We start from the raw sequence: 23,320 nt of genomic DNA, 5'->3' as shown, positions 1-23,320 counted from the left end.
GTTCTGGAAGATCAGTCGTGCGACGCCTGATAATAGGATTGCAGCGACTTCACTTCAAGAGGACGCGCACGCAAAGCCTCAATTGCGTCCACAGCAGCCAGACTTGCCGCCGCGGTCGTGAAGCTCGGCACCTTGCCGCGCAACGCGCTCGTGCGGATCGCCTTGCTGTCCTTGAGCGACTGCCAGCCTTCCGTGGTGTTGAAGATCAGGTCCACTTCGCCATCTGCAATGCGATCCACAATATGCGGACGGCCCTGCGCGACCTTGTTCACCTTCTCCACCGGCAGGCCGTTCTCCGCGAGGAAATCGGCCGTTCCACCGGTTGCGACGATCTTGAAACCGAGATCGGCAATCTTGCGGGCCCCGGGCAGGATCACGCTCTTGTCGCTATCCTTAACGGAGATGAAGACCGTCCCCTGCTTGGGCAGCACCGTGCCCGCGCCGATCTGCGCCTTGGCGAAAGCAGTCGCGAAATCGCTGTCGATGCCCATGACCTCGCCGGTCGACTTCATCTCCGGGGAAAGGACCGGATCGACGCCGGGGAAGCGATTGAACGGGAACACGGCTTCCTTGACCGCAATATGGCGGATCGCATTGCGGTCGATCTTCGGCAGGCTCGCGAGCTTCTCGCCGGCCATCACCCGCGCGGCGATCTTGGCGATCGGCGTGCCGATGGCCTTCGCCACGAACGGCACCGTGCGCGAGGCGCGCGGATTGACCTCGATGAGGTAGACCAGCCCATCCTTGACCGCGAACTGGATGTTCATGAGGCCCCGCACGGAGAGCGCGCGGGCCAGCACATCGGCCTGCCGCTCGATCTCGGCGATGAGATAATCGGGCAGGCTGTAAGGCGGCAGCGAGCAAGCGCTATCACCGGAGTGAACGCCGGCTTCCTCGATATGCTGGAGCACGCCGGCGACGACGACATCCTCACCATCGCACAGCGCATCGACGTCAACCTCAACGGCATCGCGCAGATACTGGTCGATCAGCACCGGCGAGTCGCCCGAGACCTGCACCGCCGTGGCGATATATTCCTCGAGCTGCGCCTGGCCATCGACGATCTCCATCGCCCGGCCACCCAGCACGTAGCTCGGGCGCATCAGCACCGGGTAGCCGATGCGATTGGCCACCGCGATGGCTTCTTCCCGGCTGCGGGCGATGCCATTGGCCGGCTGTAGCAGGCCCAGTTTCTCGATCAGCGCCGCGAACCGCTCGCGATCTTCGGCAAGGTCGATGGCATCCGGCGAGGTGCCGAGGATGGGAATGCCGGCCTCTTCCAGTGCCTGCGCCAGCTTGAGCGGGGTCTGCCCGCCGAACTGCACGATCACTCCAACAAGCTCGCCCTTCGACTTCTCGACATGCAGGATCTCCAGCACGTCTTCCGCCGTCAGCGGCTCGAAATATAGCCGGTCGGACGTATCATAATCGGTGCTCACCGTCTCCGGATTGCAGTTGATCATGATCGTCTCATAGCCCGCATCTTCCAGCGCGAAGCAGGCGTGGCAGCAGCAGTAATCGAACTCGATGCCCTGGCCGATGCGGTTGGGTCCGCCGCCCAGGATCACGACCTTGCGCCGGTCGCTCGGCTGGCTCTCGTCCTCCGGCTCGCCGAAGCTCGGCGCCTCATAGGTCGAGTACATATAAGGCGTCTTGGCCTCGAACTCGGCCGCGCAGGTGTCGATCCGCTTGAACACCGGACGCACGCCGAGCTTGTGGCGCAGCGCGCGCACCTCCTTCTCGGTGACGCCGCCAGTCATCGCCACCACCGCATCGCGGACGAGACCCGAGCCGCGCTTTATCGCGTTGTCCATGCCACCGGGGATGTTGGCCGACTGCAGCGCCAGCCAGGCAAGGCGCTTGTCCGAGAAGCCCATGGACTTGAGCTTGCGCATGGCCTCCGCATCGCGCGGCAGGCCATTGGCGAGCACGCCCTTCTCGGCCTCGACGATCTCGGCAAGGCGCTGCAGGAACCAGGGGTCGAACTTGGCGACGGCATGGATTTCATCCACGCTCAGCCCCTCACGCAGCGCCTGTGCTGCGATCAGCAGCCGGTCCGGGGTCGGCTGACCCAGCGCCGCAACGATCTGCTCCTTGGGCGCCCCGACCAGATGATCGACCTGATTGAAACCGGCGAGGCCTGTCTCGAGTCCGCGCAGAGCCTTCTGCATGGATTCGTGAATATTGCGGCCAATTGCCATCACTTCGCCGACGGACTTCATGGCGGTTCCGAGCAGCGGCTCGGCGCCCTTGAACTTCTCGAAGGCAAAGCGCGGGATCTTCGTCACCACATAATCGATGGTCGGTTCGAAGCTCGCCGGCGTCACGCCGGTGATGTCATTGGTGATCTCGTCCAGCGTGTAGCCCACCGCCAGCTTGGCCGCGACCTTGGCGATCGGGAAGCCGGTGGCCTTGGAAGCCAGCGCCGATGAGCGCGACACGCGCGGGTTCATCTCGATGACGATCAGCCGCCCATCCTTGGGATTGACTGCGAACTGTACGTTGGAACCACCTGTTTCCACGCCGATTTCGCGCAGCACCGCAATGCTGGCGTTGCGCATGATCTGATATTCCTTGTCGGTCAGCGTCAGCGCCGGCGCGACGGTGATGGAGTCGCCCGTGTGGACGCCCATCGGATCGACATTCTCGATCGAGCAGATGATGATGCAGTTGTCCGCGCGGTCGCGAACCACTTCCATCTCATATTCCTTCCAACCGAGCAGCGATTCCTCGATCAGCACTTCGGTGGTCGGCGACGCATCGAGACCGGTGGTCACGATGCGCACGAACTCTTCCTTGTTGTAGGCGACGCCGCCGCCGGTGCCGCCCATGGTGAAGCTGGGGCGGATGATCGCCGGCAGGCCGGTGAATTCCAGCGCGGCCATGGCTTCGTCCATGGTGTGCGCGATGCGCGACCGGGCGCTCTCAAGGCCGATCTTGTCCATCGCGTCGCGGAATTTGAGCCGGTCTTCGGCCTTGTCGATCGCCTCGGCATCGGCGCCGATCATCTGCACGCCGTATTTCTCCAGCGTGCCATCGTTGAACAGCGCCAGAGCCGTGTTCAGCGCAGTCTGCCCGCCCATCGTCGGCAGGATCGCGTCAGGGCGCTCCTTCTCGATGATCTTGGCGACGATCTCCGGCGTGATCGGCTCGATATAGGTCGCATCGGCCATTTCCGGATCGGTCATGATCGTCGCGGGATTGGAGTTGACCAGAATGATCCGGTAGCCCTCTTCCTTCAGCGCCTTGCAGGCCTGCGTGCCCGAATAATCGAACTCGCACGCCTGGCCGATGATGATCGGGCCAGCGCCGACGATGAGGATCGAGGAGATGTCTGTTCTTTTTGGCATTATTTGTTCCGAGCCTCGTTCCCGGTGGAACCGATTTGAAGATCCTTGCGCGATCGCACCTTGTCGAGCGCGCATTGAAGGGCATTGGTCTCGCTGACCGATGGCAGGGCCTCGCGTCGCAGCATGTCAAAGCTCACCCTATCCGTGCCATGAGCCACCAGCCGGACGACCTGATCGGCGCGGCAGGTGGCGACCATATGATCGAGCTGACGCTGCAACTGGCCCTGATCGCCCGCCGCGCCCGCCGCAAGGAGCGCGAGCGCAATCACGCCAGCCCCTCCACGAACCGCTGGAACAGGTAGAAGCTGTCCTGCGGTCCCGGCGAGGCTTCGGGGTGATACTGCACGGCGAAAGCCGGCTTGTCCGTAAAGGCGATGCCGCAGTTGGAGCCGTCGAACAGGCTCACATGGGTCTCGACGACATTGCCCGGCAGCGTGGCGGTATCGACCGCAAAGCCGTGGTTCATCGAGGTGATTTCCACCACGCCGTCTTCCAGCCGCTTGACCGGGTGATTGGCGCCGCGGTGGCCCTGATGCATCTTGGTGGTCTTCGCACCGGCGGCCAGCGCGAGCAGCTGATGACCAAGGCAGATGCCGAAGATCGGCACATTCTCGTCGAGCAGCTTGCGGATCACCGGCACGGCATAGTCCGCTGTCGCCGCCGGATCGCCGGGACCATTGGAGAGGAACACACCGGCGGGGTTGAGCGCCTTGATCTGATCGTAGGAAGCCGTGGCCGGAAGCACCGTGACCTTCGCACCGGCCTTAACGAGGTTGCGGAAAATATTGTCTTTCGCGCCGAAATCCATGGCGACGACATGGGGCCGCTCGCCCGCTTCCATCGCCTCATAGCCAAAGCCGAGGCGCCAGGCGCCGCCGGTCCACTCCCGCTGCGCGCCCGTCACCTCGATGGCGAGATCCATGCCTTCCAGGCCCGGCCAGGCCTTTGCCTTCTCATGAAGCGCTGCGAGATCGAACTGGCCCTGCGGATTATGGGCGATCACCGCATTGGGCGCGCCCTTCTCGCGGATCAGGCGGGTCAGGGCACGCGTATCAACACCGGCAAGACCGATCCGGCCATTCGCCTTCAGCCAGGCACCGAAGGGCTGGACGTTGCGGAAGTTGGATGGCGCAGTCACATCCTCACGCACAATGCACCCAAGCGCCCAGGGCTGCTGGCATTCGACGTCCTCAGCATTGGTACCGACATTGCCGATATGCGGGAAGGTGAAGGTGATGATCTGCCCGGCAAAGCTCGGGTCGGTCATGATTTCCTGATAGCCGGTCATCGCTGTGTGGAAGCACAGCTCGCCGACCGCTTCGCCCTCGGCACCGAATCCGCGCGCGAAGACGACGGTGCCATCGGCTAGAACCAATACCCCCGTCGCTCCTTTGGGCACGGTCGGGTATTTGGCATTCGCCATGGCTGTCTGGTCCTTCGCTTTTTGCTTTCTGGCAGGCGCCCCAAGCGCCCGGCTAAACGGCCGGCTCACTATGGGTTCGCATCTGCACGGTCAATCTATTAAAAAAACGGGAGCGCCGCTATATCTGTTCCTTTCCCGCAAGGTGACTCGGAGATTACGTGATGATTCGCGACGGCATCAAGGCTGCCCAGATCGAGGCGATGAAGGCCGGCGACAAGGCGCGGCTGGCCGCTGTGCGCCTGATCCTGGCCAAGCTGAAGGACCGCGACATCGAACTGCGCACCGCCGCCAGCACGCCCGATGACGACGTGATTGTGGTCGATGTGCTCCAGAAGATGGTCAAGCAGCGCCGCGAATCGATCACCATGTTCGAGCAAGGCGGTCGCACCGAACTGGCCGCGCAGGAGCAGGCCGAGCTGGAGGTGATCGAAGGCTTCCTGCCCAATCAGATGAGCGTGGACGAAACCCGCGCCGCGATCGAGGCGATCAAGGTTGAAGTGGGTGCGTCGTCGGTGAAGGACATGGGCAAGGTGATGGCCGTGCTCAAGGAGCGCCACGGGACGGTACTGGACATGAGCAAGGCCAGCGGCCTGGTAAAGGCAGCGCTGGGGTGATTGGGGGAGAATTCCCTCCTCCCTCTCTTTCATCGCTCGCCCTTCCTCCGTTCGTGTCGAGCGAAGTCGAGACACGGCCAGCCAAGCGCAAGGTGTCTCGACTTCGCTCGACACGAACGGGGAGTATTCGGCACGAACGGTTAGGGGATACGGATGGCCTTTTGGACATATATCCTGCGCTGCCGTGATGGCCGATATTACACGGGGCACACGGATGACCTTGAACGCCGCATGGGCGAGCATCAGACGGGCGGTTTCTGCGCGTTTACGACCGCACGCCGCCCTGTGACATTGATCTGGTCGGAGAGCTTCGGATCGCGTGGCGAAGCGTTGCAGGCGGAACTGATCGTGAAAAAATGGTCGCGCGCCAAGAAGGAGGCTTTGGCTAGCGGGGACTGGGAACGGCTCTCCCATTTTGCGCGTCCGCCTTCGGAACGTGTCTCGACTTCGCTCGACACGAACGGAGGTTTAGGGGCACGTGGAGGGGAGCAGCTCGGTACTCATGGGCCTATGCCATGAGCCTCACCCCGCAATGGCTGGACGAACTCCGCGCCCGCACCACCCTCTCCACGCTCATCGGCAAGACGATCAAGGTCCAGAAGGCCGGGCGCGAATACAAGGCGTGCTGTCCCTTCCACAATGAGAAGACGCCCAGCTTCACGATCAACGACGAGAAGGGCTTCTACCATTGCTTTGGCTGCGGGGCGCATGGCGATGCGATCCGCTGGATGACGGATCAGCGCGGCCTGCCCTTCCTGGATGCGGTCAAGGAGCTTGCTGCTGCAGCCGGCATGGAGGTACCCGCGCCCGATCCGCGTGCCGCCAAGCGGGCCGAGCAGGCGAAATCGCTGCATGACGTGACCGCCGCGGCGCAGAACTGGTTTGAGGATCAGCTTGGCGGCCTCGATGGCGCCGAGGCGCGCGCCTATCTGCATAAGCGCGCGCTGACGGACGCGACCCGCCGGGCCTTTGGGCTGGGTTTCGCGCCGGATAGTCGCGGCAAGCTCAAGACCGCGCTGCGAGACTTCCCCGAAGACATGCTGGTCGAGGCCGGCATGCTCATCCGGCCGGAAGACAGCGAACGAGACAGTTACGATCGTTTTCGCGGGCGGCTGATGATCCCGATCCGCGACCAGCGCGGGCGGGTGATCGCCTTTGGCGGGCGGATTCTGGGCCAGGGCGAGCCCAAATATCTCAACTCCCCCGAGACGCCGCTGTTCGACAAGGGTCGCACGCTCTTCAACCTCGACAAGGCGGCGCCTGCCGCGCGCAACGCGGGCCGGATCATCGTCGTCGAGGGCTATATGGACGTGATCGCCATTGCCCAGGCCGGCATTGCCGAGGCTGTGGCGCCGCTCGGCACGGCGCTGACGGAGGCGCAGATAGAGAAATTGTGGAGCATGGTCGACACGCCGATCCTCTGCTTCGATGGCGATAGTGCCGGGCAGCGTGCGGCGATCCGTGCCGCCCACCGCGCTTTGCCGCTGCTGCGCCCCGGTCACAGCCTTGCTTTTGCGACGCTGCCGGCCGGGCAGGATCCTGATGATCTGTTGCGGGCCGAGGGGCTTCAAGCCTTCGAGGCTGTGCTCGCAAGCTCGATCCCGCTGGCGGACCTCATGTGGAGCAGCGAGCATGATGCCGCGCCGCTGGCCACGCCGGAAGAACGCGCTGGCCTCAAGCAGCGTCTCAATGCGCTCGCCGCCACAATCGCCGATAGCGACATCCGGGCGCTCTATTCTCGCCTGTTCAAGGAGCGTTACGACGCGCTGTTCTTCGCGCCGCGCGCCGCGTCCAACGCCCGCTTCGAGGGGCGATCGGCCAGTCGCGGGGGCGGCACGATGAAGGGTGGCCGCTGGATCGCCCCGCCCCCACCGGCCACGCAGGACGCGAAGGCGATCCGCGAAACCGGCGGAGACATGCTGCTTTTACGCGCCGTTCTGGCCGGCCTCCTGCGCTTTCCGGGCGAGATCCTCGTCCACCGTGAGGCACTGGACAGCCTGTCGCCGCCCGACTCCGGGCTGGCAAAGTTGCTCGATGCTCTGCTCAAAGCGGCCGATCGCCAAGAAACTGTTGAAACCGAGGCGCTCCTTACCATATTGGGCAGCACTGAGCTGTATAATATGGCGAAGGGGTTGCTCCGCGCCGACGCGCTGCATTTCACCTTCACCCAGGCCGAAGCCGACGGATGGCGTGCACAGCGCGATCTGGCGGAAGCCATCGGGGTGCTGGTGGCGATGCCGCGAATCGAAGCGGAGCTGGCGGCGGCGACGAGAGCGATGGCGGAGAATCTGGACGAGGCGAGTTTCGCCCGCCAGCAAGCCCTGCGCAAGCTCAAGGAAGATCTGGCGGCACGAGCCGCCGAGCTGGCCCAACCCCTCGAAGAGTGAATAACTGGCCCGCGCGGCACCGCGCTTGGCCCGGAGCAAGGCAACGCATGGCGACGAAGATCAATGGAAACGCTGGAAACCCGGAGAGTGGCGAAGAAGGCGGCGATGCCCCCCTTCTCGATCTCAACGAAGCGTCCATCAAAAAGCTGATCGCCCGTGCCAAGAAGCGTGGCTACATCACCTATGACGAGCTGAACAGCGCCCTCCCGCAAGGCGAGATGTCCTCCGACCAGATCGAGGACATCACCTCGGCGCTTAGCGACATGGGCATCAACATCGTCGAGAACGAAGAACAGGGCGATGACGGCGAAGAGCAGCCCGAATCCGAAGTCGAGTCCATCGACAATAATTCGGACGAGGAAGATGGCTCCGGCAATGTCGCCGAGAAGAAGCAGACGACGACCGACCGCACCGACGACCCCGTGCGCATGTACCTGCGCGAAATGGGCGCGGTGGAACTGCTCAGCCGCGAGGGCGAGATTGCCATCGCCAAGCGCATCGAGGCCGGTCGCGACACCATGATCCTCGGCCTCTGCGAGAGCCCGACGACGTTCAACGCGATCATCGGCTGGTCGACCGCGCTCAACAATGGCGAGATGCAGTTGCGCGAGATCCTCGATCTCGACGCGATGCTTTCCAAAGACCCGGCGCCGGAAAGCCTGTCGGAAGACGGCGAAGACGACGATGGCGAGATTTCCGAAAAGACCGCCGGTCCCTCGTTCAAGGACGAGGACGAGGTGAAGGACGAGCCGGAAGCCGACGGCGACGACGATGATTCCATGGTCGAACGCCGCACGGCGCGCCAGGAAGAGGACGACGAGGAGGATAACACCCTCTCGCTCGCCGCGATGGAAGAGCTGCTCAAGCCCGCTGCGCTCGAAAAGTTCGCCAACATCACCGAGCTGTATGGCAAATTCGGCAAGATTCAGCAGGCCCGGCTGGTCGCGCTCGGCAATGGCATGGAATTCCCGGCCAAGGACGAAGCGACCTATCACAAGCTGCGCGAAGACCTGACGGCAGAAGTCGAGAGCGTCCAGTTCCACCAGCAAAAGATCGAATATCTCGTCGATCAGCTTTACGCCTTCAACCGGCGCCTGACGACGCTGGGCGGCCAGATGCTGCGCCTCGCCGAGCGCCACAAGGTGCCGCGCAAGGACTTCCTCGACCAGTATGTCGGCCAGGAGCTGGACGATGGCTGGCTGGAGAAGGTCAGCAAGCTCGACAAGAAGTGGGCGGCCTTTGCGGCCAATGAGGTTGATGCTGTCGAGCGCATTCGGGCGGAAGTCTCCGAGATCGCGCAGTCGACCGGCACGTCCCTGCCCGAGTTCCGTCGCATCGTGAACATGGTGCAAAAGGGCGAGCGCGAGGCGCGCATTGCGAAGAAGGAGATGGTCGAGGCCAATCTCCGCCTCGTGATTTCCATCGCCAAGAAGTACACCAATCGCGGCCTGCAGTTCCTGGATCTCATCCAGGAGGGCAATATCGGCCTGATGAAGGCGGTGGATAAGTTCGAATATCGCCGCGGCTACAAGTTCAGCACCTATGCGACTTGGTGGATCCGCCAGGCGATCACCCGTTCAATCGCCGATCAGGCGCGCACCATCCGTATTCCGGTGCACATGATCGAGACGATCAACAAGCTGGTCCGCACCAGCCGCCAGTTCCTCCACGAGCAGGGCCGCGAGCCCACGCCGGAGGAAATGGCCGAGCGCCTGAGCATGCCGCTCGAGAAGGTGCGCAAGGTGATGAAGATCGCCAAGGAGCCGATCTCGCTCGAAACGCCGATTGGCGACGAGGAAGATTCGCACCTCGGCGACTTCATCGAGGACAAGAACGCGATCATCCCGGTCGACGCCGCGATCCAGGCCAACCTCAAGGAAACGGTCACCCGCGTGCTGGCAAGCCTCACCCCGCGTGAGGAGCGCGTGCTGCGCATGCGCTTCGGCATCGGCATGAACACCGATCACACGCTGGAAGAAGTCGGCCAGCAATTCTCGGTGACGCGCGAACGTATCCGCCAGATCGAGGCCAAGGCGCTGCGCAAGCTCAAGCACCCGAGCCGCAGCCGCAAGATGCGCAGCTTCCTGGACCAGTAAGGTCCGAAATCAGATCAGGCGGCGGAGGCGTTGCGCGCTTCCGCCGCCTTTTTCGTGCGCGCATTACCTGCCAGCGCCAAGAACCTTAGCACGTCTGCGCGACCGAGCTAATACTCTGAAATAAAACAGGCTCGCGTTGCTTGGTTGGAGCGTTTTCAACATCTTGTTAACTTCCTGCGCGTTACATCGCGGCGGGGAAAATTGCCGGCCTGTCGGTTCGGCATTCTGAGGCTTGATATGGACCCGCGCCCGCTTGATTTCGTTGAGACCGGCCTTTCCGCCCGAGTGCTTGCGCTTGTGGAGAGCGAAGGGTCCGCGACACATTCTTACTGCGCGCCCGTGCTGGCCGGCGAGCGGATATCCTTTGCGCGGCACTCGGCGGACTTTGCGGACTTCATCCACCTTCTCGTCCTGCTCCACGGCCAGATCCCGGGCGTTGTCGATCACGCTGCCGTTCACACAGCAGAGCCGGTCGCCCGCGATTGGCTGATCCGCTCGACCAGCGCCTTCGCCGAAGAGCGCGACTATATGCATCGCCTCTGCGCCGCCGCAGGGCCAGTGCCGAGCACGCCGCGCCATAGTGAGGCGACTGCGGCCATCGCCCAGCAAAGCCACGCGATTGAGATGCTTGCCCAGTCGGAACGGCGCGGTTGCGCGCTCGGCACGGCGATTACGCTGGTGCTGGAATGGCAGGCCATCCGCAAGATTCTCGACGTCGGCGCGCTCAGCCTCGGCATTGAGCCGGCCGAAACCACCCTCCCCAGCCAGTCTGACACGGTGGCTCTGCTGGACGACCTTCCCCAGGTCGAGCGCTTCTCGCGTGCCGTGCAATTCGGCGCCGATCAGTTGCTCGTGCAGCATCGCGGCATGTGGAACCTGCTCAAGGCCAGGGCCGGCGCGCGACAGAGCAGCCAGTAAGATCGAGTGAACGCCGGGCTTATGCTGGCGTGGTCTTTCTCCTGCTCATCACCGAGCCCATGCTGGCGGCCACCACCATTGCGATCCCGGCGAGTTGGATGGCGCTGAGGCGTTCGCCCAGCATGAACAGCCCAGCCAGAACGGCGAAGGCCGGTTCGAGACTGGTCAGCACCGCAAAGTTACGGGCGGGCAACCTGGGCAACGCATAAAGCTCCAGCGACAAGGGAATGGCTGCGGACAGGATCGCCACCAGCAGCGCGAGCGGAAGCAAGGCGGGCGCGAAGAGCCCCACCCCGTTCTGCATCATGCCCACCGGTACGACGAGAAGCGCGGCCACGCAGAGCGACAAGGCCGCACCTCCAGCGCCGAATGATGTGGCCACCCTGCGGCCGCACAGGATGTAGCCTGCCCAGCAGGCAGCAGCGATGAGCGCGAACAACAGTCCCACCGGTTCCAGCGCGCCTTTTGCGCCATCGGCACCCACCAGGCACCAGATGCCGAGGCCCGCCAGCGCGACCCAGAACAAGTGGAGGGCACGCTTCGCCATGCAGGCGGCGAGCGTCAATGGCCCTAGAGACTGGATGGAGATTGCGATGCCCAGCGGCAGGTGCGCGATGGCGAGGTAGAAAAAGAGAATAGCCCCCGCAACGCAGGTACCTAGGCCAAGCAGCGCCAGCCAGTCCGGCCGCGCAGGCCACGCCCGCCACGGCCGGACCAACACCAGCAGAATCAGCGCCGCGAACAAGATGCGCAGGGCTGACGCGCCGATCGGCCCGACCGAGGGATACAGCCCCTTGGCGAAAGCCGCCCCGAATTGGAAACAAGCCGTCGAACCCACCACAGCCAGCACCGGCAACAGCGCCAGCCCCGCCGCCGGTTCTGGGCCACCCTTCATCCTCCCACCGCTCAGTAAAGCAGATGGGCCGCGCGGGTCTCCGCCCAGGCACGTTCGTCAGCCCCGGCAATATCATCCAAGTCCGCCGCCGTCGCGGCGCCGTCATCCACCCACTCGCGCAGCAAGGGCGATCCATTGATGACGTCTATGGGCAGCTTGCCAAGCTCATACTCATAGGGAAAATCGCGCCAGAGCGGATAGTCCGGGTACAGTGCCCGGATCGCCTTGAAGGCCAGTGCCTGCACCCGCCATGGGCGGAAGGCGTGGTGCACGTAAGCCGGCCCTTCGGCGTGGATATGGACGCCGGCGCACAAGGCGCCGACATGCTTGTGAAAGGTCGGCTCGAACCAGCAGTCGCGCAGGATGCATCCTGCCAGCCAGTGCGACGCCAGCGCCTGCATCTTGCCGATCACCTTGCGCGCGTCGATATCGGGCGCGCCGAACAGCTCCAGCGGGCGGGTGGTGCCGCGCCCTTCCGATAGCGTCGCGCCTTCCAGCATCACCGTCCCGGCATAACAGCGGGCCATGTTGAGATTGGGCGCGTTGGGACTGGGATTGACCCAGATGCGCTCAGTGGGCCAGCCGAAGCCCGGCGCCGCCTCGGGCGCGTAGCCCTGCATCGCGATTACGCGATAATCCACGTTCAGCCCGAAATGTGCGATGAACCAGTGCCCCAGCTCGCCCATGGTGAGGCCATGGCGCATGGGCATCGGCCCGGCACCGACAAAGCTCTCCCAGCCTGACCTCAGCGTCAGACCCTCGATGGGCCGCCCGGCGGGATTGGGCCGGTCCAGCACCCACACGCTCTTGCCGGCCTTTTCCGCCGCTTCGAGCAGATAGAGCAAAGTCGTCACGAAGGTGTAGATGCGACACCCCAGATCCTGCAGGTCGACGAGGAATATGTCGGCCGAGTCCATCATCTGCGCCGTCGGCCGGCGGACCTCGCCATAAAGGCTGAACACCGGGATGCCGTGAGCAGGATCGATGAAATCCGGCGATTCCATCATATTGTCCTGCTTGTCGCCCCGCAGGCCATGCTGCGGCCCCATGGCGGCGGTCAGCCGGATGTCGCCACAGGCCGCCAGTGCATCGAGCGCGTGGGTGAGGTCCGCGGTGACGGAAGCTGGATGCGCCAGCAGACAGATGCGCTGGCCGGCAAGCGGTGCACGCAGCGCGGGGTCGGCCAGCAAGCGATCGAGACCGGTGAGAAAGCTCATGCCCGGTCCACTGGCGGAAGCCGCAGCGCGAAGCAATCCCGGTGGTGAAAGTCTGGCCGTCCGGGTGGATGCGCCAGCGCCCAATAGCTCAGAGAGCCGTTCGCCTCCTCAATGACCGCGCTGGCGCCGATCGGCCCTGATCGATCCCACACCAGCGCGTCTTCGGGAAGGCGGATGGACAGCGACAGCCGCTCGGCATCTGCCGCCTGCAGGATACGCGGCGCGGGTATCTCGAAAGGCCTCATACCGGTGCGATAATGGTCGAAATGATAGGCCGCGAAGGCGCCGGAGGGCGAGAAATTATACTCGGCATAGGCATCATCGTCCTGCGCCACGAACAGCTCGAAGCAGGTGGTGCGCCATAGCTCATCGGTATGAATGCCTGGTGCGGCCTCGGGCAGACGCAGATCGGCAATCCGGCCCATGGCCACGAAGCCGATCTCCCAACCATGATCGTCGGTCAGCTCAATCTGCATGCCCAGCGCCGCCAGCGCATCGCAGGGCGTATCCGGATGGCAGACCAGAGCGGCGCGGGCCAAAATACTACTCATCCTTCCCATCCCATGCTAAGCGCCCCCGCGTTTCAATAACCCCGCGCTTCCCAAAGGGCGATCATGACAAGCTACAAGTCCGACCTGCTGAACCTGCTCGAAGAGCGGGGCTATATCCACCAGATTACTGACGCAAGCGCGCTGGATGCGCTCGCCGCCAGGCAGGTCGTTCCGGGTTATATCGGCTTTGATCCCACCGCGCCCTCGCTCCATGTCGGCTCGATGGTGCAGATCATGCTGCTGCGTCGCATGCAACAGACCGGCCACAAGCCCATCGTGCTGATGGGTGGTGGGACCGGCAAGGTTGGCGACCCCAGCTTCAAGGATGAAGCGCGCAAGCTGATGACCGTCGAGACGATCAACAGCAACATCGCTTCCATCAAGACGGTGTTCGAGAACTTCCTGACCTTCGGCGATGGTCCCACGGACGCGATCATGGCCGACAATGCCGAGTGGCTAGACGCGCTCGAATATCTGCCGTTCCTGCGGGATTACGGCCAGCACTTCTCGGTCAACCGGATGCTCAGCTTCGATTCGGTCAAGCTGCGGCTGGATCGCGAGCAGTCGCTGAGCTTCCTGGAGTTCAATTACATGATCCTCCAGGCCTATGACTTCCTCGAGCTTTCCCGTCGGGCAGGTTGCCGGCTGCAAATGGGCGGATCGGACCAGTGGGGCAATATCGTCAACGGCATCGAGCTTTCGCGCCGGGTGGATGGCACGGAAGTCTACGGCGTCACCACGCCGCTCATCACCACAGCCGACGGCGGCAAGATGGGCAAGACGATGGCGGGCGCCGTCTGGCTGAACGAGGCGATGCTGCCGCATTTCGACTATTGGCAGTTCTGGCGGAACACCGACGATCGCGATGTCGGGCGGTTCCTGCGCCTGTTCACCGATGTGCCGATGGACGAAATCCGGCGGCTCGAAGCGCTGCAAGGCGCGGAGATCAACGAAGCGAAGAAGATCCTCGCCAATGAGGCTACGGCGCTTTGCCGTGGCCGGGCCGCTGCGGATGGCGCTGCCGAAACCGCCCGCCTCACCTTCGAGCAAGGCGCGGCGGCGGCTGCGGATTTGCCGACCGTCCACGTCTCGGAAGGCAGCATCGCCCTGGTCACGGCCCTCACCCAGGCCGGGCTGGCCGCCTCCAATGGCGAGGCGCGCCGCAAGATTGCCGAAGGCGCCGTCCGCGTCGACGACGAGCCGGTACGCGACGAAAAGCATCTGATCGAGATTGGCGGGACGCCGGTGAAGCTCAGCCTCGGCAAGAAGCGGCACGCTCTGCTCAGCCGCTAAGCTGCCGGAGCGGGGCGTTCGCGCCTCGATTACGCCGAGTTTATCAGATGTTTACCGGTGACTGACAGGATCAGACTCCGACTGGGAGTCTGATCCATGACGTTTGCCTTCTCGATGGACGAGCCGCGCCGCTACGAACGGGACGCCGTGGAAAGCCCCGTGCAGATCTGGGGGGGCACCCTCCCGCCATCGCCGGCCGTGCTCATCAACATTTCGCCGAGCGGCTGCATGATCCGCTGCGATCAACTGGTGTCGATCGGCGAAAGCCTCACCATCGATGTGCCGCAGATCGGCATGTTGCGGGGGCGCGCGATCTGGGCGAACAGTGCGCGCCTCGGTGTCGAATTCGAGTCAGCGATCGCGGACAAGGAGTATGACATCATGCTCCTGCGGCTGAAGGGCCCCGATCATCCCGGCCGCTGACCCTCGCGCCAGCCGCGCTGGAGCCTGAACGATGGGCGACGAAGCATGGAGCCGGGCTGTCCGATCCGAGCTGAGTCACAGCCGGCGCCGCGTCGTTTCACGCGACGCCATCTCCTTCCAGACCCATGTATCCCGGCCGCGCGGCACGGACCCCATCGAGGTCGAGCTGATCGACTTTTCGGTCTGGGGATTTCAAGCCCGCTGCGGTTTCGCACGCTTCGAGCGCGGCGAACCGGTCGCCCTTCGCTTGCCGCTCATCACCACGCAGGATGCGCAAATCCGCTGGAGCCTGCGGGGATGCTTTGGCGCGCAATTCCTCCAGCCTATCGATGCGCGGGCCTATCTCGATATTCTGGCACGCATCACCCGGCCACAGACCGACGGCTGACGCTCAGCCGCTGGCGAGCAGACTGATCGCCGCATCGCGCTCGAACAGATAAAGGCACAGCCGCGCGGCCTGTCCGCGCGGGGAGGCCAGCCCGCCATCGCGGTCCATGAGCAGACGGGCATCGTCATGCGCGGCATCCAGCAGCGATTGGATCTGTTCCGGGCTGGCCAGCCGAAAGCGCTGCTCGCCCGATTGGCGCGTACCGAGGATTTCGCCAGCCCCGCGCAATTTCAGATCTTCCTCTGCGATGCGGAAGCCATCATTGGTCTCCCGCATCAGGGCGAGACGCGAGCGCGCTGTCTCGGAGAGGTTGCTCCCGTGCAGCAACATGCAGAAACTGCGCTGATCGCCGCGCCCCACGCGCCCGCGCAACTGGTGCAGCTGCGCAAGGCCGAAGCGCTCCGCCGCTTCCACGATCATCAGCGTGGCATTGGGCACGTCCACGCCGACCTCAATCACCGTCGTCGCCACCAGCAGCTTGAGCTGCCCGCGCGAGAAGGCCTCCATGACCGCATCCTTCTCCGGGCCGGGCATTTGCCCGTGGACCATGCCGACGACATCCGCGCCGAACCGCGCCTTGAGCATCGCAGTGCGCGCTTCCGCTGCCGCCTCGTCGCCATCCTCGCTCTGCTCCACCAGCGGGCACACCCAATAGGCCTGACGCCCCGCCGCAATATGGCGGCCGAGTGCGGAGACGATATCCTCCAGCCGATCGTCCCCGATGACCCGCGTGTCGATGCTCTGGCGGCCGGGCGGCATCTCATCGAGCCTTGAGACGTCCATATCGCCATATTGCGCGAGGCAGAGCGTGCGGGGAATGGGCGTGGCGGTCATCACCAGCAGATGCGGCGTCCGTTCCGCCTTGGCCGTCAGCATCAGCCGCTGCGAGACGCCGAAGCGATGCTGCTCGTCAATGACCGCAAGGCCGAGGTTGCGATAGGTGACGGCCTCCTGAAAGATCGCATGGGTGCCCACGAGGATGTGGATGCTGCCATCGGCCAGCCCCATCAGCGTCGATTCGCGCGCCTTACCCTTGTCCCGCCCGGTCAGGATCGCGACGTTCACCGGCAGGCCGGCCAGCATCGTCTGAAGGCTGGCGAAATGCTGGCGGGCGAGAATTTCCGTCGGCGCCAGAAAGGTCGCCTGCGCACCGGCTTCCACCGCATTGAGCAGTGCCATCAGCGCCACCAGCGTCTTACCCGAGCCCACATCGCCCTGCAGCAGCCGGAGCATCGGCACAGCCTGCGCCATGTCCCCCTCGATCTCGGCAAACGCACGGCGCTGGGCGCCGGTGGGGGCGAATGGCAGGCGCAAGGCGTCGCGCAAATGTCCGTCTCCGGCCAGCGGAAGCCCGCGCCGGCGGCGTGTCGAGGCCCGCAGCAGCATCAGCGCAAGCTGGCTTGCGAACACCTCGTCATAGGCCAGGCGCTCGCGCGCGGGCTTTGCGCCGGGCGTCTCGTGCGTGGCCTTGAGCGCTTCCTGCCAGCTCGGCCAGCCCTTGTGGGCGCGCAGCCCCGGTTCGATCCACTCATCCAGAGCCGGCCCGCGCTCGACCGATTGCGCGACAAGATCGCGCAGCCGGCCATTGGTGATGCCGTCCGAAAGACCGTAGACGGGCTCGCAATCGGCAATCTGACCCGCCTCTTCCACCGGCACGACATGATCGGGGTGGACGATCTGCAAGTCGTCCCCGAACTGATCGAGCCGACCGGAAACAAAGCGCGGCTCGCCGAGCGGGAAGAGCTTGCGCGGCCATCCGCTGTTCTTACCGAAATAGACGATGCTCACCGGGTCGCCGGCCATATCCACGGCGCGGATGCGAAACGGCGCCCGTGCCGTGCCCGAGGCGCGATAGTCCTGCGCCGTCAGCACAAGCGCAACCATCCGCCCCGTCTCGGCTTCCGCAAGCCGCCGCACGCGTTGCCGCTCGATCCAGCTCACCGGCAGATGGAAGGCAAGGTCGACCACACGCGTCAGCCCGAGGCGCTCCAGCGGCTTGGCCGAAGCTCTTCCCACGCCCTTAAGCGCCGTGCTTTCCGTGAACAGCGGATTGAGAATATCGGGCCGCATCGCTATCTGCCCTAGTCGAAGCTGGAGGGACGGAAAAGTGCCCGCCGGCCAATCATGATAAAACGCGCATCCGAGCGCCGCGCGAAAAGGACCGGACATGATCGACAAGACCCGCCTGCGCCGCCTCAAATTCCGCGCCTGGCACCGCGGCACGAAGGAAGCGGATCTGATGATCGGCGGTTTCTTCGATGCCCACGCCGCCAGCTTCACGCAGGCGCAGGCCGATCTGTTCGAGGCGCTGCTCGAGGAAGAGGATGTCGACATCATGGCCTGGGCCATCGGCACCCTTCCCTGCCCCGCGCGTTACGAAGGCCCGATGATGGAGGCGATGCGCAGGCTTGATTATGTTCCGATTGCGAAGTGAGCCCTCCCCTTTCTTGACCCTCCCAACCTCCGTTCGGTTCGAGCGTAGTCGAGAACCAGCGGGCCAACGCCAATCCCAAAGCGCTACCCGTGTCTCGACTTCAGCCTCTGGCTGAAGTTTATCCTGAGCGCCCGCCCTGCGGGCAGTCGAAGGGCTCGACACGAACGGAAGGCAGAGTCGAACACACTAATGACTGACATATCCCGCATCCTCTCGGCCAAGGCGCCGCTCACCCTATCCGGCGTGCCTGCGGGGTTCCTGCCGGTTCTGCTGGCGGACCTCGCCCGCGCGGCGAAGGAGCGCGCCTGCTTCATCGCCGCCGATGGCCAGATGGCCGATGCGATTGCCCAGACCGTTCGCTATTTCGCGCCGGAGCTGGAAGTGGTGAGCATTCCGGCCTGGGATTGCCTGCCTTACGACCGCGCTTCCCCTTCACTGCGCGCCGCGTCCGAGCGGCTGGCGGGCCTGCACGCCCTGCAGGGCACGCCCAAAGGGCCGCAGTTGGTCATCACAACCGTCAACGCGGTCACGCAGAAGACGCTGACGCCCTTCCGCATCCGCCAGATGGTCGCGCGCCTGGCTCCGAACGAGCGGATCGCCATCGACCGGTTGGTCAGCCTGCTCCAGTCCAACGGCTATGTCCGCACGGACACGGTGCATGATGCCGGCGAATATGCCGTGCGCGGCGGCATCGTCGACCTCTATCCCTCGGGCGAACCCGGCCCGCTGCGGCTCGATTTCTTCGGCGACGAGATCGAGACGCTGCGCCGGTTCGATCCCGCGACGCAGCGCACCACCGGTGCGGTCGATGGCTTCATGCTCCTGCCCGCCTCCGAAGCGCTGCTCGATGAGGAGAGCATCAAGCGCTTCCGCAGTCGCTATCGCGAGATGTTTGGCGCGACCGCCACGGGTGACCCGCTGTATCAGGCGGTGAGCGATGGCCGACGTCTGGCCGGCATGGAGCATTGGCTGCCGCTGTTCGAGGACCGGCTCGTCCCGCTCGCCGAACATCTGCCGGAGGGGACGCTGTGGATCCGCGAGGGCGGCACCGCTGGCGCGGCCGAAGCCCGCTTCGAGGCGATCCGTGACTATCACGCCAACCGCACGACCGCCGCAGCCGCCTCGCCGGGCAGCTATCGCCCGCTGGCGCCGGATCAGCTCTATCTGACTGCCGATCAATGGGCGCAAAGTATCGAGGCGCTGCCGATCCACCTCACCTCCAGCTTCCACGAGCCCGAGAGCGCCCATGTGCTCGATTTCGGCGTGGACAGCGCCCGCGACTTCGCGCCGGAGCGGGCGCAGGGCGGCAATGTCTATGAGGCAGTGGCCAAGCATCTGGAACAAAGCCAGCGCAAGGGCCGCAAGCGCATCATCGCCAGCTATTCCATCGGCGCGCGCGAGCGGCTGAAGGGCTTGCTGGAAGATCATAAAGTGCGCGGCGTCATGCTGGTGGATAGCTGGCAAGAGGCGCTTGGCGCGCCCGCAGGCCGCGTCGCGCTGGCCGTGCTGCCGCTCGACCACGGCTTCGCCAATGCCGAGCTGGAGGTGCTGACCGAGCAGGACATGCTCGGCGATCGTCTGGTGCGGCGCCAGAAGCGGCGCAAGAGCGCGGACGCTTTCCTTGCCGAACTTGCTACCCTCACGCCGGGCGATCTCGTCGTCCATGTCGATCATGGCATCGGGCGCTATGAGGGCCTGACCTCGATCCCGGTCGGCAAATCGCCGCATGATTGCGTGGCGCTGGCTTATGCCGGCGGCGACAAGCTCTACGTGCCGGTCGAGAATCTCGACGTGCTCTCGCGCTACGGTTCGGGTGAGGATGCGGTCGCGCTGGACAAGCTCGGCGGCGAGGCCTGGCAACGCCGCAAGGCGCGGATGAAGGAGCGCATCCGGGAGATCGCCGGAGAGCTGCTTGCCACTGCTGCGCAACGGGCCCTGCGGGCTGCGCCTGCCTATGAGGCGGAGAGCGCCGGCTATCCCGCCTTCGTCGACCGCTTCCCCTATGAGGAAACGGAAGATCAGGATCGCGCGATCAGCGATGTGCTTGACGATCTGGCCGCCGGCAAGCCGATGGACCGGCTGGTTTGCGGCGATGTCGGCTTCGGCAAGACGGAGGTCGCGCTGCGCGCCGCCTTCGTTGCGGCGATGGCCGGCGCGCAGGTTGCGTTGATCTGCCCCACGACCCTGCTCGCGCGCCAGCATCACCTCAATTTCGAGGAGCGGTTCCGCGGCTTCCCGCTCAAGGTCGGGCGCCTCTCCCGCCTTGTCGGCACCACCGAGACCAAGGCGACCAAGGACGGCCTGGCCGACGGCACCATCGACATCGTCATCGGCACCCATGCCCTGCTGACCAAGGGGCTGGAGTTCAAGCGGCTCGGGCTGGTGATCGTGGATGAAGAGCAGCGCTTTGGCGTGGTCCACAAGGAGCGCCTCAAGCAGCTCAAGGCGGACGTCCACGTCCTCACCCTCACCGCAACGCCGATTCCGCGCACCCTGCAAATGGCGATGAGCGGCCTGCGCGAGCTGTCCGTCATCCAGACGCCGCCCATGGATCGCCTCGCCGTGCGCACCTATGTCATGCCGTGGGACGATGTGGTGCTGCGCGAGGCGCTGCTGCGCGAGCATTATCGCGGCGGGCAGACCTATTTCGTCGTGCCGCGCATCTCGGACATGCCGGACATGGAGGATTTCCTCCGCGAGAAGGTGCCCGAAGTGCGCGCCATTTCCGCGCATGGCCAGATGTCGGCCAGCGAGGTGGAGGAGCGCATGTCGGCCTTCTACGAGCGCAAATATGATGTGCTGCTCTCGACGACCATCGTCGAATCCGGTCTCGATATCCCGAGCGCCAACACCATCATCATCCATCGCGCCGATCGCTTCGGCCTCGCGCAGCTCTACCAGCTGCGCGGCCGCGTGGGCCGATCCAAGACGCGCGCCTATGCCTATATGACGACCCCGGTCGACCGACTGACGACGGAGACGGCCGAAAAACGGCTGAAAGTCCTGTCCGATCTCGATACGCTGGGTGCCGGCTTCCAGCTCGCCAGCCATGATCTCGACATTCGCGGCGCGGGCAATCTCGTCGGCGACGAGCAGAGCGGCCACATCAAGGAGGTCGGCTTCGAGCTTTACCAGTCGATGCTGGAAGAGGCGATCATGGAAGCCAAGGCCGGCGGTGCCGCGCTCGCCCCGGCACCGGACAAGTCCTCGCCGCAGATCAATGTCGAGGCGCCGATCATGATCCCGGAGGATTATGTGCCGGATCTCGACCTGCGCATGGGCCTCTACCGCCGCATCAACGAGCTGGAAGACAAGGGTGCCATCGAGGCCTTCGCCGCCGAGCTGATCGACCGCTTCGGCCCGCTGCCCGACCCGACCCAGAATCTGCTGACGCTGATCGACGTGAAGCTCAATTGCCGCAAGGCGGGCATCGCCAAGATCGACATCGGCCCACGTGGCGCGCTGGTGAGCTTCCAGAACGACCAGTGCCGCAATCTTCCGGGCCTGATCGGCTACGTCCAGAAGCTCGGCGCCATCGCCAAGCTGCGGCCCGACAGCAAGCTGGTGATCCAGCGCGCCTGGGGTGATCCCAGGGCACGGTTGAATGGGGCGCTCAAGCTGAGCCAGGGGTTGGCGAAGAGTATTGGTTGAGGGGTGGATTACCGCGACAGCGCGCGATGTGGGTATGTGTTGGCACGACGCCGTAGGGTCGGAAGCAGAGAATCCGGATTGTCAGCTTTCCATCGCCCTGAAGAGCCATCATGGCTCATATCGATAGAAACTGCCCGCCTCCGAAAAGCTGTGGCAACCGGCCTTCTTCAACCTTCACCGTTCCTGCTGAGTAGGATCTGAGGTGCGCAGCAGGCGCGTATCGAAGGGCCGTCTCGAAGCATCCCAGTGCACGGGCCGGCCCTTCGATACGCCGCTTCGACAAGCTCAGCAGCGACTGAGGACGAACGGAGGGAGCGCCCACAATGGCGTCGCGCCTCATCAGTCCGCATTCAACACCATGGTCGGACCACAGCCGTAGCCGCTTTGAAGCGGTGACGAAGGATAGACGAGCGGCCAGTTTGGGCGTGGGAAGCAGACATTGACCATTTCAATCGATGCGTGGAAAATCGGTGTAAGATGAAGCGCTGGTCAGACCTATCACCAACCGCACGAACTGGCATGGGTATAGTAGCGCTGGTGGCGATACGCTTTGGATCGGGCAAGCATGGTTGATGGGCCTTTTTAGCTTGTCAACTGAGCGATCACTAGAAGGGGCACCGCCGGCTTTTGAGCAAACGACCAGCAGCGATGTCGAAAGCCTGAGCTTCTGTTTGGGAAAGAACTACAGTGGTCGATTGGCACTGGCCCATGTCCGTTCACCCTCCTCACCGGCTAAAGCTTTGCGGTACAGGAACAGGTCGCAGCATATCGTAGTGGATGTTTTTCCTTCGGGGGATCGAACGAGCGTTAGGTTATACAAGCTGAATGGTCGGGCGTTGGCTGCAATCCATCGCAAGGCTGTGCAGAGTTGCATTCCAGAAAACAATTTCCCTGCTGCGGGCGACCCTCGGAACCGGAATTTCTACGCAAAGTGAATGTCCGCAACGGCGCCGTATCCGGACAGGCAGGTATTTTTAAGCCGCACCGGATAGCTGACGTTCTCACCGTCAACCCAGCCTGATGACCGCCCCTGGAAGCGTCCCGCCCGAACCGTCCTACTCAATCCATAGCCCATGCGCCCGGTGCCAGTCTTCCAGCCCCTCGTCTGGATAGCCGTCGAAGCACTGGTCATCCGACCCGATCTGCGGCTCGACCCAATTCGCCTTTGATCCGAGCATCATGTGCACCAGCGACGGCGGCTTGGGCAAATCGCTGTCGATCGCGGAAGCGAAAGGGTGGAGCAGGTCGGGATACTCCGGGCTGAACACCCAGAGCGCGCTCGCACAGGCGGGGCAGAAGTGTCGCTCGCCGGTGCTGACGCGGCATCCGCCTTCGCCATCGTCCAGCGTAGCGTGATAGACGGCGGTCTCGCCTTCCACCTTGAGCGTGCGCTTGTCGGCGTGGAGATTGATGGCATAGCCGCCACCGCCGGCGGTCTTGCGGCAGATCGAGCAATAGCAACGCAGAAATGGCACCGGCGCGTGGCTGTCGACGGAAAAGCGCACGGCGCCGCATCGACAGGAACCTTCGAGCTTGAGGGGCATGGCACAGTCCTCCCTTGTGATCGTCTCTCAAGCTGAACCGCTGCCCTCCCCGCCGGTTCCCTCAGCGTCCATCGCGCGCTTCCCCTTGCGGCCACTTAATCCTTGATCTGCGCGCGCATCCTCCGCATGGCGAGCG

Annotated in this window: 18 protein-coding genes; 10 read left to right on the top strand and 8 right to left on the bottom strand. The window is 64.2% G+C overall.

All coding sequences use genetic code 11. The annotated features are described in order from the left end of the window. Positions 1–11 precede the first annotated feature (11 nt). The 3 genes from carB to carA are packed head-to-tail and all read right to left on the bottom strand — an operon-like array spanning position 12 to position 4,773. Entirely contained in the window at positions 12–3,350 is a 3,339-nt protein-coding gene (carB, locus tag M2335_RS08035) for a carbamoyl-phosphate synthase large subunit (protein ID WP_181559921.1), read from the bottom strand. Then, positions 3,350–3,619 carry a hypothetical protein gene (locus M2335_RS08030; RefSeq protein ID WP_181559922.1) on the bottom strand — a complete coding sequence of 90 codons (270 nt, stop codon included), beginning with the start codon at positions 3,617–3,619 and terminating at the stop codon, positions 3,350–3,352. Before M2335_RS08030 ends, carB begins: the two co-directional genes overlap by 1 nt. Beyond that, positions 3,616–4,773, bottom strand: a complete 1,158-nt coding sequence (gene carA / locus M2335_RS08025) for a glutamine-hydrolyzing carbamoyl-phosphate synthase small subunit (protein ID WP_264594346.1) — start codon at positions 4,771–4,773, stop codon at positions 3,616–3,618. The genes M2335_RS08030 and carA overlap by 4 nt, the downstream gene beginning before the upstream one ends. Positions 4,774–4,934: 161 nt before the next feature. Between carA and M2335_RS08020 the strand changes: the two genes are divergently transcribed. The 5 genes from M2335_RS08020 (at position 4,935) to M2335_RS08000 (ending at position 10,788) form a co-directional block, all read left to right on the top strand. Further along, positions 4,935–5,387 (top strand): GatB/YqeY domain-containing protein, encoded by a 453-nt coding sequence (locus tag M2335_RS08020; RefSeq protein WP_264595383.1) that lies wholly within the window; start codon positions 4,935–4,937, stop codon positions 5,385–5,387. Positions 5,388–5,540: 153 nt separating this feature from the next. Further along, positions 5,541–5,906 (top strand): GIY-YIG nuclease family protein, encoded by a 366-nt coding sequence (locus M2335_RS08015; RefSeq protein WP_264594345.1) that lies wholly within the window; start codon positions 5,541–5,543, stop codon positions 5,904–5,906. After that, positions 5,903–7,774: a DNA primase gene (gene dnaG / locus M2335_RS08010; protein ID WP_264594344.1), complete on the top strand. Its 1,872-nt coding sequence runs from the start codon at positions 5,903–5,905 to the stop codon at positions 7,772–7,774. The genes M2335_RS08015 and dnaG overlap by 4 nt, the downstream gene beginning before the upstream one ends. Before the next feature lie 47 nt (positions 7,775–7,821). Next, positions 7,822–9,870: an RNA polymerase sigma factor RpoD gene (rpoD, locus tag M2335_RS08005; protein WP_264587362.1), complete on the top strand. Its 2,049-nt coding sequence runs from the start codon at positions 7,822–7,824 to the stop codon at positions 9,868–9,870. Between the two features lie 237 nt (positions 9,871–10,107). After that, complete coding sequence (locus tag M2335_RS08000) at positions 10,108–10,788, top strand: DUF6975 family protein (RefSeq protein WP_181559927.1); 681 nt, start codon at positions 10,108–10,110, stop codon at positions 10,786–10,788. 19 nt (positions 10,789–10,807) lie between these two features. On the opposite strand, the gene M2335_RS07995 is transcribed toward M2335_RS08000, so the two are convergent. From M2335_RS07995 to M2335_RS07985, 3 genes are read right to left on the bottom strand one after another with little or no spacing between them, the layout of a single operon-like run. Continuing rightward, complete coding sequence (locus tag M2335_RS07995) at positions 10,808–11,683, bottom strand: EamA family transporter (protein WP_264594343.1); 876 nt, start codon at positions 11,681–11,683, stop codon at positions 10,808–10,810. 11 nt (positions 11,684–11,694) lie between these two features. Then, positions 11,695–12,900, bottom strand: coding sequence for a DUF1343 domain-containing protein (locus M2335_RS07990; RefSeq protein WP_264594342.1), 1,206 nt, complete (start codon positions 12,898–12,900; stop codon positions 11,695–11,697). After that, a complete protein-coding gene (locus M2335_RS07985; protein WP_264594341.1) occupies positions 12,897–13,451 on the bottom strand; it encodes a DOMON-like domain-containing protein in 555 nt (184 codons plus the stop codon). Before M2335_RS07985 ends, M2335_RS07990 begins: the two co-directional genes overlap by 4 nt. Positions 13,452–13,514: 63 nt before the next feature. Between M2335_RS07985 and tyrS the strand changes: the two genes are divergently transcribed. From tyrS to M2335_RS07970, 3 genes are all read left to right on the top strand, one after another. Next, positions 13,515–14,744: a tyrosine--tRNA ligase gene (gene tyrS / locus M2335_RS07980; RefSeq protein WP_264579100.1), complete on the top strand. Its 1,230-nt coding sequence runs from the start codon at positions 13,515–13,517 to the stop codon at positions 14,742–14,744. A gap of 96 nt (positions 14,745–14,840) precedes the next feature. Beyond that, positions 14,841–15,167 (top strand): PilZ domain-containing protein, encoded by a 327-nt coding sequence (locus M2335_RS07975; protein WP_181559932.1) that lies wholly within the window; start codon positions 14,841–14,843, stop codon positions 15,165–15,167. Between the two features lie 31 nt (positions 15,168–15,198). Next, complete coding sequence (locus M2335_RS07970) at positions 15,199–15,555, top strand: hypothetical protein (RefSeq protein ID WP_181559933.1); 357 nt, start codon at positions 15,199–15,201, stop codon at positions 15,553–15,555. 3 nt (positions 15,556–15,558) lie between these two features. Here M2335_RS07970 and recG read toward each other — a convergent pair whose 3' ends face one another. Beyond that, the gene (recG, locus tag M2335_RS07965; RefSeq protein WP_264594340.1) at positions 15,559–17,625 is read right to left on the bottom strand and encodes an ATP-dependent DNA helicase RecG; all 2,067 of its coding nucleotides are present in this window, start codon (positions 17,623–17,625) and stop codon (positions 15,559–15,561) included. 97 nt (positions 17,626–17,722) lie between these two features. On the opposite strand from recG, the gene M2335_RS07960 reads away from it, so the two are divergent. Both M2335_RS07960 and mfd read left to right on the top strand, forming a co-directional pair. Next, a complete protein-coding gene (locus tag M2335_RS07960) occupies positions 17,723–17,989 on the top strand; it encodes a succinate dehydrogenase assembly factor 2 (RefSeq protein ID WP_264594339.1) in 267 nt (88 codons plus the stop codon). Between the two features lie 189 nt (positions 17,990–18,178). Further along, positions 18,179–21,640, top strand: coding sequence for a transcription-repair coupling factor (gene mfd, locus M2335_RS07955; protein ID WP_264594338.1), 3,462 nt, complete (start codon positions 18,179–18,181; stop codon positions 21,638–21,640). A 1,055-nt stretch (positions 21,641–22,695) separates the two neighbouring features. On the opposite strand, the gene M2335_RS07950 is transcribed toward mfd, so the two are convergent. After that, the gene (locus M2335_RS07950) at positions 22,696–23,184 is read right to left on the bottom strand and encodes a GFA family protein (protein WP_264587369.1); all 489 of its coding nucleotides are present in this window, start codon (positions 23,182–23,184) and stop codon (positions 22,696–22,698) included. Between the last annotated feature and the right edge of the window lie 136 nt (positions 23,185–23,320).

This window comes from Sphingobium sp. B12D2B (assembly GCF_025961775.1).
Classification (GTDB): Bacteria; Pseudomonadota; Alphaproteobacteria; order Sphingomonadales; family Sphingomonadaceae; genus Sphingobium.
This window is presented reverse-complemented; position numbering and strand designations above follow the sequence as displayed.

Excerpts from the sequence above, each read along its gene's own strand:
- carB (WP_181559921.1), bottom strand. The coding sequence starts at position 3,350 with ATGCCAAAAAGAACAGACATCTCCTCGATCCTCATCGTCGGCGCTGGC.
- carA (WP_264594346.1), bottom strand. The coding sequence starts at position 4,773 with ATGGCGAATGCCAAATACCCGACCGTGCCCAAAGGAGCGACGGGGGTA.
- M2335_RS08020 (WP_264595383.1), top strand. The coding sequence starts at position 4,935 with ATGATTCGCGACGGCATCAAGGCTGCCCAGATCGAGGCGATGAAGGCC.
- M2335_RS08015 (WP_264594345.1), top strand. The coding sequence starts at position 5,541 with ATGGCCTTTTGGACATATATCCTGCGCTGCCGTGATGGCCGATATTAC.
- dnaG (WP_264594344.1), top strand. The coding sequence starts at position 5,903 with ATGAGCCTCACCCCGCAATGGCTGGACGAACTCCGCGCCCGCACCACC.
- rpoD (WP_264587362.1), top strand. The coding sequence starts at position 7,822 with ATGGCGACGAAGATCAATGGAAACGCTGGAAACCCGGAGAGTGGCGAA.
- M2335_RS08000 (WP_181559927.1), top strand. The coding sequence starts at position 10,108 with ATGGACCCGCGCCCGCTTGATTTCGTTGAGACCGGCCTTTCCGCCCGA.
- M2335_RS07995 (WP_264594343.1), bottom strand. The coding sequence starts at position 11,683 with ATGAAGGGTGGCCCAGAACCGGCGGCGGGGCTGGCGCTGTTGCCGGTG.
- M2335_RS07990 (WP_264594342.1), bottom strand. The coding sequence starts at position 12,900 with ATGAGCTTTCTCACCGGTCTCGATCGCTTGCTGGCCGACCCCGCGCTG.
- M2335_RS07985 (WP_264594341.1), bottom strand. The coding sequence starts at position 13,451 with ATGAGTAGTATTTTGGCCCGCGCCGCTCTGGTCTGCCATCCGGATACG.
- tyrS (WP_264579100.1), top strand. The coding sequence starts at position 13,515 with ATGACAAGCTACAAGTCCGACCTGCTGAACCTGCTCGAAGAGCGGGGC.
- M2335_RS07975 (WP_181559932.1), top strand. The coding sequence starts at position 14,841 with ATGACGTTTGCCTTCTCGATGGACGAGCCGCGCCGCTACGAACGGGAC.
- M2335_RS07970 (WP_181559933.1), top strand. The coding sequence starts at position 15,199 with ATGGGCGACGAAGCATGGAGCCGGGCTGTCCGATCCGAGCTGAGTCAC.
- recG (WP_264594340.1), bottom strand. The coding sequence starts at position 17,625 with ATGCGGCCCGATATTCTCAATCCGCTGTTCACGGAAAGCACGGCGCTT.
- M2335_RS07960 (WP_264594339.1), top strand. The coding sequence starts at position 17,723 with ATGATCGACAAGACCCGCCTGCGCCGCCTCAAATTCCGCGCCTGGCAC.
- mfd (WP_264594338.1), top strand. The coding sequence starts at position 18,179 with ATGACTGACATATCCCGCATCCTCTCGGCCAAGGCGCCGCTCACCCTA.
- M2335_RS07950 (WP_264587369.1), bottom strand. The coding sequence starts at position 23,184 with ATGCCCCTCAAGCTCGAAGGTTCCTGTCGATGCGGCGCCGTGCGCTTT.